This is a genomic window from Haloferula chungangensis, from assembly GCF_042664875.1.
In the GTDB taxonomy this organism is placed as follows: Bacteria; Verrucomicrobiota; Verrucomicrobiia; order Verrucomicrobiales; family Akkermansiaceae; genus Haloferula; species Haloferula chungangensis.
Genome location: NZ_JBHTBS010000005.1, coordinates 271,172 through 288,429 on the forward strand (window position 1 = coordinate 271,172; position 17,258 = coordinate 288,429).

The following is a 17,258-nucleotide window of genomic DNA, read 5'->3' on the forward strand; positions in this document are numbered from 1 at the left end:
CCTCGATTGGCCTGGGGGGCTTTTTTCGTGTGAGTCGAATCACTTCACGGGCGACCGAACGGTCCGTGATGCCTCTCTCTGAGGTGACGCTCGCCAATCATGGTGGAGGTGTTCCCCCTGAATGCCGGGTTGATCGATCTGGGCGAAGGTGGGCGAGATCGCGGCGGATCATGAATGAGCCGTTTACGGGTTCATCGCACCCTTCCAGCCAGCTTCGGCCTGCTTGGTAAGCTTTTCGATAAGCGCTTTGTTTTCCGGGTTCTTCGCGATATTGACGTTCTCCTGCGGATCCTTTTCGTGATCGTAGAGTTCGATGGCTTCGACCTTGGAATGGTCCTTGGTGTGGACCCAGCGGGTAAAGCGGTAGCGGTCGGTGCGCATGGAATAGCCGGTCAGTTTTTTGCCCTTGTGGCTGCGCGGATACTGGCTGAATGCGGCGTCTTTCCATTCCCTGTTAGGGTCTTCGATCAACGGCTTGAGACTGCTGCCTTCGAGGTGCTCGGGAAGCGGCAGGCCAGCGAGATCGGCCAGAGTCGGGTAGATGTCGACAAATTCAACGAGGGCATCGGTTTTGGCGCCTTTGTCATTCATGCCGGGAACATCGATGATGAGTGGTGCGCGGGTATCGTCTTCGACGTTGCTGTGCTTGGCCCAGCGGCGGTGCTCGCCGAGCTTCCAGCCGTGGTCGCCCCACAGAATGATGATGGTGTTGTCGCGCAGGCCGAGGGCGTCGAGTTCGTCGACGACTCGGCCGAGTTGGGCGTCCATATAACTGATGGCGGCGTAGTAGCCGTGTTTGAGGTCGCGACGGTAATCCTCGGGGAGATCGGCGGTGTCGGGGACGCCGCTGTAGTTCCACATCTCCGGCTTATCGACCAAGGCAAACTCCGGCGCGTCTTTCGGCAGGAAGTAATTGGAGGCAAGGGGGATTTCCTCGCGATCGTAGAGGTCCCAGTAGAATTTCGGAACGCTGAAGGGGAGATGAGGTTTGTGAAAACCGACGGCGAGAAAGAAGGGCTTCGATTCGTCCTTGAGTTCCTTCAAGGCGGCGATGGCTTCATCGGCGAGCTTGCCTTCGCCTCCGCCGTTGGGAGGGTCATCGGTCTTGCGGAAAGCAGGACCTCGATTGGTCTTGGTGAGCTTGACGGGCTTTTCGTCGGCGACGGTGAAGGTCTGCGAATCGAAGAGGCCGCGAAGTGAGGACTGCTCCTTCTCCGGTGACCATGAAGGCGGGTCCTGGAGGTCGCCGTGGTAGATTTTTCCGTATGCCCTGCAGGTGTAGCCGTGGTTCTTGAAGAGTTGCGGCAGGGTCACCACATCGGGCATCGCCTTGCGGAAGTGGGTTGTCAGATTGGTGACACCGGTGGTGTCGGGTCGTGCCCCGGTCATGACGCTGCTGCGCGAGGGCGAGCAGACGGCCTGCTGGCAGTAGGCGCGATTGAAGACGAGTCCCTGAGCTGCGATCGCGTCGATGTTCGGGCTTTTGACGACGGCATTGCCGTAGCAGCCGAGGTCGGGTCGGAGGTCATCGGAGACGAGGAAGAGGACGTTGGGCCTGTTTAGGTCCTCGGCGGCCACGGGGGAGATGCCGGGGATGATCAGGGCCGCGATGAGAAGGGTCGGTGTTTTCATGGCAAAGGATTGCTGGGGTTATTCCTGCGTCTTGTGCACTTTGCGCATCTTGATCGGCGCGTCGTTTTTCTGAGGTTTGCCTGGGGTGCTGCGGCCATCGGCGATGATCTTTTCCAATTGCTTGGTCATGGCGGCGACGACTTCCGGGTAACTGGCTTGGAGGTTACTGGTTTCGCCGGGATCATTGTCGAGATCGTAGAGCTGATTTTCGGGAAGCGTGGTGGCTTTGACGCTATTGTATTTGGGGTCGCTGACACCACCCGAATGCGAGCAGAGGATGAGTTTCCATTTTCCCTGACGGATGGCGAAGTCACCTTCCATGGCATGGTGGACGAGAGCTTCGCGTTGTGGAGGGATCGGCTTGCCACGGAGGGCGGGAAGGATGCTGACACTGTCCTCTCCGGCATTGTCAGGAAGAGTGGCTCCAACGATTTCGGCACTGGTGGCCATGAGGTCGTTGAGGCAGATCGTTTCGTCGCAACGGCTGCCTGCTTTGATCTGGTCCGGCCAGCGAACGATGAAGGGGACGCGGTGCCCGCCTTCGAAGATGTCGGTCTTCAACCCGCGCAGGTTGGCACTCGGGAAGTGACCTTTCTTTTCCATCGCCGGGACTCTGGCGGCTTTCGAACAGCCGTTGTCGGCGGTCACGATCACCAGGGTGTTGTCGCGGAGGCCGGCGTCATCCAGAGCGTCGAGCACCTGACCGATGGCGTCGTCGGTTTCCATGACGAAGTCGCCATAGCTGCCGATCTTGCTCTTCTTCTGCCACTCCTTGTTGGGCACGATGGGAGTGTGTGGTGAGGTCAGGGGCATGAAGAGGAAGAAGGGCTTCTCCGTCTTGGCCTGCGCTCCGATGAACTCCACGGCCTTGCGGGTGAAGGTGGGGATGACGTCGACCGCCTCGAAGTCCGCGGCGGCGGCGCCGGTGCGTTGCCACTTCTTGGTGGTGGTGAGAGGCTGGGTAAAGCGGTCGCCATCGATGAAGGCGAAGGGCGGCATGTCGAGCGAGGCGCTGATGCCGAAGAAGCTGTCAAATCCGCGGGTGGTCGGTCCGTCGGTGATGATGGGGTTGGGTTCGCCTTCCGGGAGACCCATGCCGAGGTGCCACTTGCCGATGCAGGCCGTGGTGTAGCCGTTGGCCTTCAGCAAGCCGGGAACCGTGAGTCGATCGGCGGCGATGAGGGGCTTGTCATACCCGTAGAGGACGAATCGCTGCAGCCGGGTGCGCCAGTTGTAGCGTCCTGTTAGAATGCCGTAGCGGGTGGGCGTGCAGACCGAGGAGCTGGTGTGGGCGTCGGTGAAGATCATGCCCTCGGAGGCGAGTTGATCGATCTTTGGCGTCTCGATTTTGCCGCGCTCGGGATTGAGGCACTGGACATCGCCATAGCCCATGTCATCGGCGAGGATGAAGACAATGTTGGGTTTCGCGTTCTCGGCAATGAGCTGCCCTGTGAGGGCGCAGGAAAGCAGCGAAATGATGAGTGAAGACGGGAATTTCATGGAGCAATCACTTCTTTTCCAAGAAGCCGTGGGTTTGCAGGAACTCGATCGAATTCGTCATGGTGAGATCGTAGTCGGCCCTGTCATTCTTTGGTCGGAAGGCGAGGGAGTTGAAGGAGCCGTGGCCTTTGTCGACGACGGGAATGAGCGTGCATTCATTGCCGGCCTTCTTCATCAGATCCGTAAAGCGTTCCGCGTTTTCGTAGGGCACCGTGGTGTCCTTGGTGCCATGGAAAACAATGGTCGGCGCGAGGTCCTTTTTGACCTGGTGGCAGGGGGAGAGGACGGTCTGTTGGTCGGCTTGGAACTTGGTGGCGCCGTAGCCCTTGCTGGTGGTGTCGAGAACAGGATTGAAAAGGATGGTGGCATTCGGGCGTGAGCTCACTTCGAGATTTTCACCTTCTTCTTCGCAACCACTGATGAGGTCGGTGCAGGAGGCGACGTGGCCGCCGGCGGAACCTCCGGACGCGACGATCTTATCGGGATCCACACCGAGTTCGGCAGCGTGTTCGCGGACCCAGCGGATGGCCGACTTGCCGTCCTTGACGCATTCGAAGGGGGTGGTCTTGTTGCGGCTTTTGACCCGGTAGTCCGCGCAGAAGGCGACCATGCCCAGTTCTGAAAGCGTTTCAGCCTGCTGATGGAACTGCTTGGTGCTGCCGCCGTTCCAACCGCCGCCGAAGAAGAACACGATGGCCGGACGCTTTTCGCCGGGCTTGTGATCTTCAGGTTCGAAAATCTCAATCTGGAGCTTGGTATCGCCGATCGTTTTGTAGGTGACCGTGCGGTCAGGTTTGAGATCGGCAGCAGTGAGGGGGCTGAGAACTGCAAGACTGAGGATCGAGATCCAGGAAAGGAGGCGGGTCGATGCGAGATGTTTCATAAGAAGAGAATGGAATGTTCTTCAAGGACGGGTGCGACCGTCTTTGCGCGCTTTCTCAAGCCCGGCGAGCATGCGCTGAACCAGCTCCGGATTCTGTTTGGCGAGATTCTTCAGTTCGCTCGGATCGTTGTGAAGGTCGTAGAGCTGGACGGGCGGCACGCTTTTGCTGCCCTTGCCGGCGATCATTTTCCAGCGTCCGGAGCAGATGGCGATGGCGTCATTCTGCGTGTCTCCCTGAACATAGATGGTGCGCGGAACGGCGGGAGCATCCTGCTTTTCGAGCAAACGAGGAAGGATGCTGATCGAGTCCTCAGCAGCATCTTTGGGAAGTTCCGCAGCGACGATATCGGCGGACGTCGCCATCAGGTCGGCGAGGTTGAGGGTATAATCGGAGGTGGTGCCGGCGGGGATTTTTCCGGGCCAGCGAGCGATGAACGAAATGCGGTGGCCTCCTTCTTCGGGGTGACCCTTGCCATCGCGCCAGATGCCGTTGGTCGAGTGGCCCATCTTCTTGGCGTCCTCCTTGGCGGTCTGATACTTGTTCAGGATGTCGCCCTCTTCGCTGGCGAGATTGAGCTTGGTGCCCGAGGTGCCTTTGAAGTCCTTGTAGCTGCCGCCGTTGTCGCTGGTGAAGATGACGAGCGTATTGTCGGTGAGTTTCAACTCGTCGAGGGTGCCGAGAATATCGCCGACGTGGTGGTCGAGCTCCTGCACGTAGTCACCTAACAGGCCCGCCTTGCTGGTACCGCGGAACTTGGCGGCGGGGGTAATGTGGGTGTGCGGTGCGGTCGGCGTGAAATAGAGAAAAAACGGCCGCTCGGCGTTGCGGCGGATGAAGTCGATGGCTTTGGCGGTGAGGGTGCTGTCGACCTGGTCCTCGATGCGTGGCTCGGCCAGTCCTTCAGGGAAATCCTTGTCGTCGACGATACGGTAGGGAACGCCCGGTTCGCGGCCGACGATGTCGTGGTTTTCGATGAAGCAGCGGGTGTTGTCGTTGTGGTTTTGCGGCACCCCGAAATGGTAATCGAAGCCGACTTCGAGAGGTCCTTTGATCGGGGGCTTGTTCCAGTCCTTGCTGTAGCCGAGGTGCCACTTGCCGATGGCGGCGGATCTGTAGCCCTCATCCTTGAGTAGCGAGGCCATGGTCACGCGGCCGGGCTCGATGCGGTAACCGTTGCCCTTTTTCCCCAAACGCCAGGGAGAGCGCCCGGTCAGGATGGCGTAGCGCGATGGCGAACAGACGGTGGCCGCAGCGTGGGCGTCGGTGAAGCGTTTGCCCTGGCTGGCGAGGCGGTCGATGTTGGGTGTGTCGATCAATGTGGCACCATAACAACTGAGGTCACCGTAGCCGAGGTCATCGGCGACGATGAGGACGATGTTTGGCTTGGTGACGATCTCCTCTGCGTGCACGACGGTGAGGGGAGTCAGCAACAAGGCGGCGAGGAGTTGGAAAGAGCGTTGGCAGGGGTTCATGGGAAGTAGGTCAGGGTTGGTGGGAAAGATTCAGGATTTGAAAATCTGGGGGGCTTCGATGCGCTGTTCGCTGGGTGTGGGATAGGCATTCCGAAGGGAGCTGTCGGTCACCTGAACGCCCCCGGTCGCCGGCGGCCGGCCGTGCCTTACGCGGGCGGATTTCATTCAGGCCGAACCATACGTGAGAGGCGGGGCGGAAATGCAGATCGGCGTGAGGGTGATTCGAACAGTCTCCTTCTTTTTCCGGTCGATCAGTGATGGCAGTCCGGTCGACGCAAATCTCGCTCCAAAGAATCGGAGAGTGAGACATTGGAGACGGAATTCAGATGCCATGGTTGGAAGAAAGGAAAGGGTTGGTGCTTGGGTCCAGCCCTCGTTACGTAAGAGCCTTGGAGCGACCTTTCCAAATCTCAATTTGAATACAGGTCACACGGTTGACCGCTGGCTCAGGAGGGCAGTTCTCTTGGTGAAAGCGGTCGGGATCGGGTGCCACAAAAAAGCCGTCGCCGACCCGGGAGGTCGACGGCGGCTGGTTTTGAGGATTGGGATTGCTTAGTTCCTGCGGCGACGGAACAGAGCGAGGAGACCCAGGCCGCCGAGGATGGCTCCGCTTGGCTCGGGGACGTAAGTGACCTGCAGCAGTCCGTTGGTGCCGCTATTATCAACGGAGAACGACCAGCCTGCCGCGATGTCACTATCAGTCAGAGCGAAGCCGTCGTTGACGATGTCTCCATCTTCCATTTCTACCAAGGTCCAGGTTCCAGCGATTGGGGTACTCGCGAAGTCCATGTCGAGGAGTGCCCCTGATGCCAGATTGACGATACTCTGGATGAAGGTTCCACTGGTTCCGGCATACTTCTCGACAAAAATCGGAGTGATCCCTGAGTCGTCAATGGTCGCCTTCAATGTCGAACCAGCAGCCAGAATCAACCAGCCGGCATCGACGTTCGAGCCACCCAGCACGATGGAGCTGACCTCTGAACCGACCACGCTGAAGGTTCCGCCATTACCTACGTTGACGCCGACGCGTGTCGAAAGGGAGCCGCCCGAAATCTCGAAGAGACCGGTCGAGGTATTGCCTGGTGCCGTACCGATGCTGAGCGATGCGTTGTAGGTAATGCCGCCAACGACGCCGCCGGTGCCGATCAGGTTGTTGCTTCCACGATAGATGTCAACTGAAGCACCGTCTGAAACAGTGAAGGCGCCGTTCCCGTTGTTGCCATTGGCGATCGCAAGGACATGGCCGATGGAGTAGGAGGTGCTTGCTCCAGTAACATTCACGGTGCCCGCTGTGGTGCTGCCGACGAAGTTCCGGATGGTATTGCCCGCGCGGTTGTCGTTATGGGTGCCGCCGGAGACATTGAGCGTGGCTCCGTTTTCCACATTCGTATTGAATGTCGAGCTGCTCTCCGTGCGATCGACGGTCACCGGGCCCGAAATGATGTAGGTCTCGTTCGATTCTCCTGGAGGAGCAATGCCGGAATCCCAGTTTGCTGCGGTCGAGAACTCGGTGCCGGTGCCGCCAATCCAGGTGGCGGCATTCACCGTGAGGGCGGAAGTCAAGGTGATCGCCGTGGCGGCGAGCATCTGTCGGGTGGTTGATTTCATTTGTTTTGTTTGTGGGTAGAGAAGCTGTCCACTTGGCGGATTTGGGCTTATCTAGATTTTTTTTAGAGGCAGCTCACCCATGATAGCTCACGGTTTGCCCCGATTGAGAAAGTTTTAGCCCGAGGTGAGGATCTGGCAGGCGAACTGCTCGTTGGCACCATCAGAAACGAAGGAGATCGAGTCGGCCGTGACGACTCCAAGAAGTAAACGTTGCCTGTGAAACCCGGGATTCATTGATAATGTGGGTGGGTTGGTGTCCGTTCTCAGTTCTAAACGTATCCGCGAAATGGCGACTTTCTACGCGAATGCAATCTCTGTCCAAGTCACCCGGTAAACCTGCTTGAAATTCGAGGTTTTCGCTGGCGTGGGAGCTTGCTCTCACGAGGCGAAAATACGGGTTTTCCGAAGCGCATTCCTCGGGGCTGCGGCATTCGTTCCACCTTCGATCCTGATGAGAGGGTGGGTAGTCATTGGACGACCGATTGGGAGATCGAGCATCCCTGAATCACTTTGGATCCCACTGCCACGCGGGCAAAAAAATACGCCCACCTTCGAAAAACCCATAGAACGAAGGTGGGCGCTTGGTTTCTCGAAAGAAACGTTCCTACGGGGGTCTGAATCCCCGTGAAATTAGTGACGTCGGCGTCGAAGGAGGCCAAGAAGTCCGAGGCCGCCAAGGAGGGCGACGGATGGTTCGGGAATCAGGCGAACCTGCAATGAGCTGCCAACCAGTTGCTTCTCCCAACCTGCTGAAATCGCGTCAGGACTGAGGCTCAAACCCTGATCGTCGAAGGCTCCCTCGCCCGACAAGGTCATGACGGTGAACCATGTGTTCATTCCTGCGCCACCTGCATCGTATGGGTCAAGAATTGCCCCGTCCTCGAACAGCACGCCTTTCGCAGCCACGCTATCCTGAACGATGATATTGGTGGCTCCACCTGCATCGATGCCGGTTCTGAGGGTGCCACCCGCTTTCTGGATCCACCAACCGTCACCTGAACTCGTGGTAGCGATGCCGACGGTGAGTCCGGATTGCGCCACGTGAAAAGTGCCGTTGGCACCGATGTTCACACCGAATCGCGTCGCGAAGGTTCCCCCGGAAATGTCGATTGAGCCAGCGCCACCATTGCCAGCGACATCAAGGGAAGGACGACCAAACTGAGGGTCGACTACTGAATTGGCACCGCGGGTGAGGAGCAGGTCTCCGCCGTTCAACACATAGAGCCCGTTTCCGCTCGCACCATTTCCGATGACGAGGGCGTGCCCGATGTTCCAGCTACCGCCGGACTGGACGACGGTGCCGTCGCTTCCGTTGCCCACATAGGTTCGGGTGCCTGCACCGGATTGGTCATCACTGTGGGTGCCGCTTGGAATGTTCAGGGTGGCGCCTCCTCCGACGGACGATCGTTCCACGACGGAATCGACGGAACGCTCCACGGTGAAGACTCCATTGATTTCAGCCAGTTTTGCGCCCGCCTCGAGATTGCCGGGAAACGTGTCGTCCGCCCAGTTCTCGGCGGTGGAGAATTCGTCGCCTAGTCCGCCTCCGTCCCAGAGTGCTGCTTGAGCCGAGAAGCTTGTTAGAAAGATGCCGGCAATGCCGGTGGCGAGGATATTGGTTTGGGGGATCATCACTGGTTCTATTGGTTCTATTGGTTTGCTTGGGGCGAATCACTCATCTCAGGGAGGGTCCCGTCCGAGCTGCTCTTGACAATTTCCGACTTCACAGCCTGAAGCGACGGGTCTCAAGGGGTGCTCAAGTTTCCCTGTTGCGCAGGGAGGCTGTTAGGAAGGGAAAAAATGAGGAGGCTCGCGGTGTTAGGTTGATTTGCCTTCAAAGGCATGCCGCGGGAAGACTGGCGATCGAAGTGGCTTGGACGAACGCCTCCATCAACGACAGGAAGGTCGAGGATGAAATTCCTCAGTGGCGGAGTGGTGCTGGTCCCTTGGTCTGTTTCAAACCCTTCGGGATCGTTTTGGCCTCGGTGATACGTTGGTGGAGGCGAGCTGCGAGGTTTTCGATGATTTCGGCATGAGCCGGATCCTTGGCGAGGTTGTGAAGCTCCTCGGGGTCACTCTGGTGGTCGTAGAGTTCATTGCCGCCCGCGCCCTTCTTCCCCCACTCGGTGTAGCGGAAGCGCTCGGTGCGGAGGCTGTAACCGCCGTCCTGTTTGGTGAGCGCATCGAGACGAGGCCGGGCGGCTGGCTGGCTGAGAACGGGCACGAGACTCACGCCTGGAAGTTCGGCAGGGGGCTTGATTTCACAGAGCTCTGCGAGGGTGGGGTAGAAGTCGATCATCTCGGCGGGGCAGGAGGTGGTGGCGCCTTTGGTCTTCATGCCCGGTGCGGCGATGATGAAGGGAACGCGTGAGCCTTGATCAAGAAGGGAGCGCTTCTGCCAATGACCATGCTCGCCCACGTGGTAGCCGTGATCAGAGGTGAAGATGACGATGGTGTTGGAGGCGAGGCCGGTATCATCGAGGGCATCAAGAATCCGGCCGATCTGGGCGTCGGCGTAGGAAATGGATGCGAGGTAGGCTTGGATCGCCTGGCGGGCAAGCTTGGGATCAAGGTCGACCTGCTCCTTGTGCGCGCGCAGGGCCTTGCGAGCGGGAGGTGGAAGCGTTTCAAGATATCCAGGGGGTGTGCTCGGGATCTCGATGTCTTGCAGGGGATAGAGGTCGAAATACTTCTTGGGCGCGACGAATGGGGTGTGGGGGCGGTAGAGACCGATAGCGAGGAAGAAGGGCTCTTTGTTGGACTGATATTGCTTGAGTCGCGCGACGGCTTCGGTGGCGGCGATGCCATCAGTTTGCTCCTCATCGTCGCCCTCCGCTGCCAGCCAACTGAGGGTGGCGCCGAATTGTCCCGGCTTGAGGGAAAAGATCTTCTCTTCATCATCCTTGTCGCGGCCACGGGGATTGAAGGTGTCGTCCCACGATGCCGGGTCATCGTGTCCCGCGGTGCCGATGTCGGAAGGCACTCCGTAGTGATAGATTTTCCCGATGCGTGTGGCGTGCCAACCGTGGTTGCGGAACATCTGGCTTAGGGAAAGGACGGTAGGAAGCCGGTCACGAAGAAGGATCTTGTTCGCAAGGATGCCGGTCTGGTCGGGGTAGAGCCCGGTCATGAATGATGCCCGGCTTGGTCCGCAGACCGGAAACTGGCAGAAAGCGTTTTCGAACCGGAGGCCGCGCTCGGCGAGGCGATCGATGTTCGGGGTCTTGACCTGGGGGTGGCCGTAGCAGGCGAGGTGGCAATTCAGGTCGTCACAGATAATGAAGAGAGCATTCGTCTTCCCTCCTGCCCGAGTGGCCAGAAAGACAGTGATGAGGGCGAGGAGGCGGAGAATCATAAGGGAGCCTAGGATCCAATTCGTGGTGCAAGAAACAAAAAGAGCGGCAGTCTTTCGACTGCCGCTCTTGGATATGATTGCAAAAGCAGGTCTGCCTGCTCGGGCGACGTTTAGTCAGCCTGGGTGCGGACGAACAACTTGGTTTCGCTCAGCAAGTTGGCGGGCACGGTCACCGTGACGGTTTCCGTTGGGTTGCCATTGTCGCTGGTTTCCGAAGCCGGCGTGAATGGAGTCCAGCTACCGCTGAGGGTGGTGGAGTATTCGTAGCTGTAGCTCAGGCCAGTGCTCAAGGCAGCCGTGTTGCGGCGGGTGTATTTGAAGGTGCCAGTGCTCGGGTCCAGCTGTTGGGTGATCGGATTGACCGACGAACCACTGGTTGGATTCAGGCCGAAGGCGTATTCGTCTTCGTTGGAGACACCGTCATTGTCATCGTCATCGGTTGGTCCTCCGACGAGGCTGAATTCCGAGGCCCAGCTGTCGTAGTCGTTGCCGCCAGCGGCCGTGACATTGAGGAGGCCGGTTCCGGTGATCTGGTCGATTTCATACTCAGCTCCGGAGTCGATGGCGCCATAGACACCAGCGGGCTGGGAGACTCCTCCGATGATCAGCCCGGCCACGGTGTCAGTGAGACCGTGGGTCAGGTTGAGGTAAGCATCAAACTCGGCGATCATGACGTTTGCACCATCGGCAAGAGTGGCACTGGCGAGGCTGAGGGTTCCAGCTTCGACCGAGGTGCTTCCGGTGTAGGAGTTGGGTCCAGTCAAGGCCTGGGCTTCAGCACCCTTTTTCACGAGGGCAATGTTGCCGGTGATGGCTCCGGGCCATGTCACATCATTTTCTGCAGCAGCAGTCGCATTCACACCGAGAAGGGTGAATGTCGAAATGGATGCATTGTTGCTATTGGTGACGATGCCGCCCGCTTCGGTGCCGCTGGTGGTGGTGAGTCCCGCCAGGGACTCGCTGAATCCGTTCAGGTCAAGCGTGCCCGCATTGATCTGGTGGAGTCCGTTGGCGTCGTTCGCGTTGTTGATCTGCTCGCCGGTATTGACGAGAGTCACCGTGCTGTCGGCGTTGTTGATGATCAGCGGGAAGCGGCTCACGGCTTCACCACTGGTCTTTGCCAGGATCACGTCCCCTTCATCAACGGTCAGGCCGTAGCGATTGTTGGAGACATCGCCACCCAGCGTGAGGGTGCCTGTGCCGTTCTTGAACATGCGACGGGTGAGTCCGGAAGGATGCAGGATGTTGCTGAAGATCAGGTCTCCTGGTCCGTCGAAGCGTGGGTTGCCTTGTCCAACGATATCGCTGAGGACTTCCGCGGGGGTGTCCATGTTGCTGTTGATGAAGCGATGGTTGGTGGCAAGATTCACGAAGGTCTCATTGACCGCGAAGCCATTCAGATCGAGTGTGCCGGCATTCATGTTCGTCCGACCCGGAGTATCGGATTCGACGATCTCACCGCTGAAGGTCAAGGTGACTCCAGTTGCTTCTTCGGTCGCGGCCATATCCATGGTGACGACGTTATATTCTGGATCAATGGCCGTTACCACCGCGCCTTCCGGGATTCCAGGGCCGGTGACAAGATAGCCGATCGCGATGTCGGTGATGTTGTCGACCTCGACTTCATTCGGAAGGTCTTCAGGAGCGGAGTAAGTGCTGGCAAGCTTTTCCACGGAGACGGAGGTGACTGTTTCCGTAGGATCTCCGTAGGTGCCGAGGGCGTTGGCATTGCCAAGTTTGACGGTGACGTCGGCGCCATTGAGGAGCACTTCGGCGTTCATGGTCGAACTGTTGTCCGCATTGAGATTAATGGTGCCGCTTCCTTGGAGGCGGAGGATGCCGTCTGTAAGCACACCGCCGTTTCCGGCCGTTTGAGTTACGATGCCGTCACTCTGGTAAGTGTCGTGAATGGGGCCATTGACCGTGATGACATTGCCGTTGAGCGGCTGGAGGATCATCATCTGGGCTTCGGCACGGCTGGTGAGGATGATGCCGTGTCCGGAAATGATGAATTCACCACCACCGTCGACACTCCAGGCGCGTCCATTGTTCTTGGTATAGATCAGACCACCGACTTCAATGTCGCCGGCACCGACATAACTGGTGCTCTCTTGCCAGCTGATGGTGTAATCGAGCTTGTTTTCGCCGGTGAGATCCATGCCGTCCACGGTCGTGAGGACCTGGTTGCCAGCGTTCATGCGGAGTCCGCGAAGGTTCGCGAAATCCTGGTTGGTTTCACCCAGGGCGGTTGGGCTGCCGAGCGCGATCGTCTGACCGGCGGCATTGAGGCGACAAAAAGCGCGCATGTTGTTGGTGCCGGCAGTGATCGTGCCGTTTCCAGGACCTGAGTTGTCGCCCGTGAGCTCAAGGGTTCCTGCTCCACCGGCCGGGAAGAGCCAGCTGTTGGAGGAGTCGACGTTTCCGCTGAGTCGGAGCTTACTTCCTTCGACGAAATTGATGTAGCGGTCCCGGTTGCCGCCTGCCAGTTGGAGGTCGAGAGCAATTTCCTGAGGCGCGGTATTTTCCAGAGTGGCAAGAGCGGTGCTGGCGCCATTGTTTCCAATCGTGACAGGACCTGCACCGCCGTCGCTGATCACGAACGAGCCGGCATTTGCAGCGAAGGTGAAGGCAATGCCGTCAAGCGCAGTGATGAAATCATTGGCGTTGGCCAGACCGACAGTCCCGTCAAAAATGAGCGATTCTCCGTTGATGGGAGTGACATCCCAGTTGGCATCGGTAGACCATTTGTTATCGCTCCCCATGCCTTGCCAATTGGAGACTTGGGAATGGGCCTGGGTGATCAATGCGGCTGCCATGGCGAATCGCAGCGCGTAGGAGGTGGACAGGGAGGTGCCGCGGGATGGGCTATTTTTAGGTTTCATGAGTTTAGTGAGTTTTGAGCATCAGACTCGATGCCGATCAATTACGGCGGGACTCCTAGTGCGGTTACTGCTATCGGGGAAGGTGTGTTCTAGTTACTCTGTTGACCTAAGGAATTATACTTATACGATATAAAAACAGGGAGGTCAACAGGGTGACTTCCCTTCAAGGTATTCCAACTTGCGGGAGAGGGAGGATGAGATGATCTTCCGAGTCATGAAGTATCAAAACTCCAATGAGTTGAAGGGCGCTGCCCGTCGAAAGTCACAAGGCTTTACTCTCACTGAACTGATGGTGGTCATTCTGATCATCGTGGTCCTCGCCGCGCTTTCTTTCTCCGGCTACAAGCGCATGAAGAGTAATGCTTCAGCGATGGTGGACATGAACGATATGCGCACGGTCTACAGTGCGATCAACATGTATACTGCAGACAACAATGGATTTCTTCCAACAGCATTCAGTGGTGTCGGCCCGGAATATTACAAAGGTAAGAAGGGTTTGGTGAATTCCATCCACCCGTATCTGGGAGTTGATGAGCCGGAGGACGGGCACTACTTCAAGGAACTGGCATCGGAGAATTTCAAGAAGAGCACGGCGGATGGTGGTCCATCGATGCTGATCATGCAGCAAGTCTACAGCGGACGAGGAGAGATTGAGAATCCAAGCCGTCCGGAACCAAGTATTCTGCCATTTGGATATCCGACCAATCACCGGGCACCCATGAGATGGTCCGCCGCGATCTCGAAGATGGGGAATCCGTCGATGCGCTTGATGATGACGGAGAACGACAGTCTCCATCCGAACTACAATGGCAGCACGCCGGGCTGGTTCGACGGCCTCGCTGATGAAATGGCGCACGGCAGCTACCGCTTGGGTCTCTACTGGGATGGCCGGGTCGGTAAGCTCGATATCAATCTCAACCCCAGATAAGGGGCGTTTCCCTAGGGGAAAGCTTGAAAGGGCTCAATGCGGGCCTGCCCCGTCGGTCGCCGACGGGGAAATTGTCTGAAAGACGGGACAGGAAGCAAAAGTTCAATCGAGTGTCTTTATTTGACCTTGGGAGGTAACCCTCCTTCCATAGGTCCGATTCACTCGATGAAATTCTTCGTTCTTCTGGCATTAATTTTGATGTGCCCCATCGCCGGGGCAGAACACCCGCGGCTTCTGGTTCAGCCTGATGAGCGGGAGGCCATGAGGGAGAAGGTGCGGAATTACGAGTGGGCGAAGGTCGCATACACCGCCATGAAAAAGCGGGTGGATGAGGTGGCGGCCGAGGTGGCCAGGGATCCTCATTGGTTGAGGTGCCGCTTAATGATGAATTGGGAGACGCACTATGTGCTCCCTGTAACCCTCGATTCCAAGTGGATCGGCGGTGAAGGTCGGGCTCCGGTGCCGACGCCGCGATTCGCCGGTGCGAGGGATTGGAAGTCGACTCACCGATTGCCGTCGAAGCTTGGCCACTGGAAGCCTTATAACTCATGGGCCGACGATATCTGGCTGATCAATCGCGAGGACGGGCGAGGGGAATGGATTCATCCCAGCACGACCGGCCAGACGATTGAGATTGCCAATCGGCATATCATGAAGTTGGCGGCGGAGGCAGCATTTCTCTACTGGATGACAGGTGAGGAGCGCTACGCGAAGGTTGCCGCACCGGTTTTGTGGACCTACATGGCGGGCTTTTCCCACGTGCTCCCACCCAGGGTTGAAGACCCGGAAAATGGCTCCCAACGAATCATCGGGACAACCTCCTTCGAGGTGATTCACGAGGATATTCTGATCCTGATCAGCGAATGTTATGATTTTCTCCATGGTTACCTGCAGAAAAAGGGGAAGGATACGAGCCTCATTCAGGAGGGAATCAAGCGGATGGTCGATCGCGTGATCGAAGGAGGTCTGAATGAGGGAAACTGGAACTTATTTCAGGCAAAGATCGCGGCGCATGGATGCCTGGTTCTCGAGCCGAATGAGACCTATGCCGACGGGAAAGGCAGGGGCTACTATCTCGATCTGGTGTTGAATGCGGAGCTTCCGGGTCAGACGGGTCTGATGGAGGTGGTGAAAAAGGGCTTTGATCCTGAGACGGCACTGTGGCCTGAAGCGCCGGGATATGGTTTTGAGACAACAGAAAGCATTCTTGATGTGGCCATTCTGATTTCCACCGATCCGGAAGGGAAGGATCTGCTGGAGAGTCCGGTTCTGGAACGTGCCTTGTTGGCCCAGGCGGAGTTGACCTATCCGAATGGCTTGTCGATCGGCCTTGGAGATACCGTCAATGCTCGGATCAATGCGGAGGCCCTCGAGATGCTCATCGCCGGTGCGCGGAAACATGGAAACCTCGAGCAGGAGATGCGCTTGACTGGATACCTGATGCGGGAAATCGAGGGCGGACACTATGACCGCAAACGTCAGGACAACCTGTATGCCCTGACCAATTATGTCGGAGAATTGCGGGATGTGTCGGCCCCGTATGGAGATGTGGAGCGATCCTATTTCGGTGAACCGTTGAATGTGCTGATGATGCGTTTGCCGGCGCCGCAGTGGAGAGACAGCCTCTCGGCGGCGATGTATGGGACCGCTGGCGGACATGCCCACACCAATGGCTTGGCAATTGAGTTGTTCGGTGCGGGGTTGATTCTTGGTCCTGATCCGGGACGGGGATCGAGTTACTGGCAGCGGGACCAGCGGCATTATTATTCGAGGCTGCCTTCACACAATACCGTGATCCCGAGCGGAAAGGCTGATTATCCGCTGCTTCCACCACGGCAGCTTCAGATGAAGTTGCTGGCGGTCGAGCCAGGCTTGCAGCAGGAGGCCGTTAGTGAACGTGTTGGCTTTGCTCAGGCCGAATTCCATTTTTTAAAGCCGCTCGTTTCCCAGAGGCGGACACTTGCCATGATCCGGACGGGGAAGGATTCCGGCTTCTATTTTGACCTGTTCCGTTCGCGTGCTGCGGATGGAGCACAAGAAGGGCATCACGACTATCTTTATCACGGCATGGCCCAGAGGGGGGTGCTGACCGACCCTGATGGCGAAGGATTGGCCCTTGAAAAATGCGAGCGACTCGGAGAGCAGCACGGTGATCTGGAGGGTTATGATTATTTCCGTGAAGAACGGTGCCTGAAGAGTGAAACGGACTTCCGGGCGCGCTTTGAACTCAGGTTTCGTAAGCGATCCTCGGTGACCATGGACATGTGGATGTTAGGTGGTGAAGACCGTGAGATCTTCTCAGTGGAAGCCCCACCGAATCATGCCATCCGCAACGGCTTGCCTTCGTTTGTTGCAAAATTGGCGATGCCGACGGTGCTGGTCCGCCAGCAGGGCGAAGCCTGGAGCCGACCATTTGTGGCGGTTTATGAACCGTATTCCAAAGAGCGCGGTCCAGCGATTGAGAGCGTGCGGAAGGCCAAGGGGGGCAAGGGCGTCAGTGCGGCGGTGGTGGATGGAAAGTCGATGCGAGTTCTCATCATGGAATCCGAAGTGCCAGGGGAGCAGACGTCAGTCGAGGGCTTCGACTTTGACGGAAGGTTTGGCGTGGTGATTGGAAGAGCGGGGCAAATCGACGAAATCTATCTTGGTGAAGGCAGGGTTATGGGTTTTCCGGGGATGATAGTAAGGGCGAAAGGGCCGTTGGGAGTCAGTGCTTCGTTGAAGCGGGGTGCTGACGGACTGTGGTCGTGCCAAGCGAGCGGGCCGGTGGAATTTGAAGTCGAGGCGAATGTGGTTCTCCCCGAGCTGTTCCGATGAAAGACGGTGGGTCCATTTGGATGGCTGAGGAGTTTACAAGGAAACCCGGAAAGTTACTGCTTTCGCTCCTTCCCTTGTGCAGGTTCTGAACACAAGGTTTCGGCTCAAAGGAATGCATTATCAATCAGGGAAGGACACAGCAAATGTGCAAGCGGCTCCGCAGAAGAGGGAGTTGTATGT

11 protein-coding genes are annotated in these 17,258 nt (G+C 57.8%); 2 read left to right on the forward strand and 9 right to left on the reverse strand.

Annotated features, from left to right (window positions below; translation table 11 throughout):
- Nucleotides 1-183: 183 nt before the first annotated feature.
- The 9 genes from ACFQY0_RS11810 to ACFQY0_RS11850 all read right to left on the reverse strand — a co-directional run bounded on the left by ACFQY0_RS11810 (nucleotide 184) and on the right by ACFQY0_RS11850 (nucleotide 13,333).
- On the reverse strand, nucleotides 184-1,632 hold the full coding sequence (locus tag ACFQY0_RS11810; protein ID WP_379712568.1) for a sulfatase: 1,449 nt from the start codon (nucleotides 1,630-1,632) through the stop codon (nucleotides 184-186).
- Nucleotides 1,633-1,650: 18 nt separating this feature from the next.
- A complete protein-coding gene (locus ACFQY0_RS11815) occupies nucleotides 1,651-3,132 on the reverse strand; it encodes a sulfatase family protein (RefSeq protein WP_379712570.1) in 1,482 nt (493 codons plus the stop codon).
- 7 nt (nucleotides 3,133-3,139) lie between these two features.
- Nucleotides 3,140-4,015 carry an alpha/beta hydrolase gene (locus tag ACFQY0_RS11820; RefSeq protein WP_379712572.1) on the reverse strand — a complete coding sequence of 292 codons (876 nt, stop codon included), beginning with the start codon at nucleotides 4,013-4,015 and terminating at the stop codon, nucleotides 3,140-3,142.
- A gap of 21 nt (nucleotides 4,016-4,036) precedes the next feature.
- Complete coding sequence (locus ACFQY0_RS11825) at nucleotides 4,037-5,488, reverse strand: sulfatase-like hydrolase/transferase (RefSeq protein WP_379712575.1); 1,452 nt, start codon at nucleotides 5,486-5,488, stop codon at nucleotides 4,037-4,039.
- Between the two features lie 30 nt (nucleotides 5,489-5,518).
- Complete coding sequence (locus ACFQY0_RS11830) at nucleotides 5,519-5,653, reverse strand: hypothetical protein (protein ID WP_379712577.1); 135 nt, start codon at nucleotides 5,651-5,653, stop codon at nucleotides 5,519-5,521.
- A gap of 387 nt (nucleotides 5,654-6,040) precedes the next feature.
- Nucleotides 6,041-7,096, reverse strand: a complete 1,056-nt coding sequence (locus ACFQY0_RS11835; RefSeq protein WP_379712579.1) for a hypothetical protein — start codon at nucleotides 7,094-7,096, stop codon at nucleotides 6,041-6,043.
- Nucleotides 7,097-7,726: 630 nt separating this feature from the next.
- Entirely contained in the window at nucleotides 7,727-8,728 is a 1,002-nt protein-coding gene (locus tag ACFQY0_RS11840) for a hypothetical protein (protein WP_379712581.1), read from the reverse strand.
- 289 nt (nucleotides 8,729-9,017) lie between these two features.
- Nucleotides 9,018-10,451, reverse strand: a complete 1,434-nt coding sequence (locus ACFQY0_RS11845) for a sulfatase (protein ID WP_379712583.1) — start codon at nucleotides 10,449-10,451, stop codon at nucleotides 9,018-9,020.
- 110 nt (nucleotides 10,452-10,561) lie between these two features.
- Nucleotides 10,562-13,333 (reverse strand): beta strand repeat-containing protein, encoded by a 2,772-nt coding sequence (locus ACFQY0_RS11850; RefSeq protein WP_379712585.1) that lies wholly within the window; start codon nucleotides 13,331-13,333, stop codon nucleotides 10,562-10,564.
- Between the two features lie 214 nt (nucleotides 13,334-13,547).
- On the opposite strand from ACFQY0_RS11850, the gene ACFQY0_RS11855 reads away from it, so the two are divergent.
- Together ACFQY0_RS11855 and ACFQY0_RS11860 are read left to right on the forward strand one after the other, a co-directional pair.
- Nucleotides 13,548-14,261, forward strand: coding sequence for a type II secretion system protein (locus tag ACFQY0_RS11855; protein ID WP_379712587.1), 714 nt, complete (start codon nucleotides 13,548-13,550; stop codon nucleotides 14,259-14,261).
- Between the two features lie 165 nt (nucleotides 14,262-14,426).
- On the forward strand, nucleotides 14,427-17,078 hold the full coding sequence (locus ACFQY0_RS11860) for a hypothetical protein (RefSeq protein ID WP_379712589.1): 2,652 nt from the start codon (nucleotides 14,427-14,429) through the stop codon (nucleotides 17,076-17,078).
- Nucleotides 17,079-17,258: the final 180 nt, after the last annotated feature.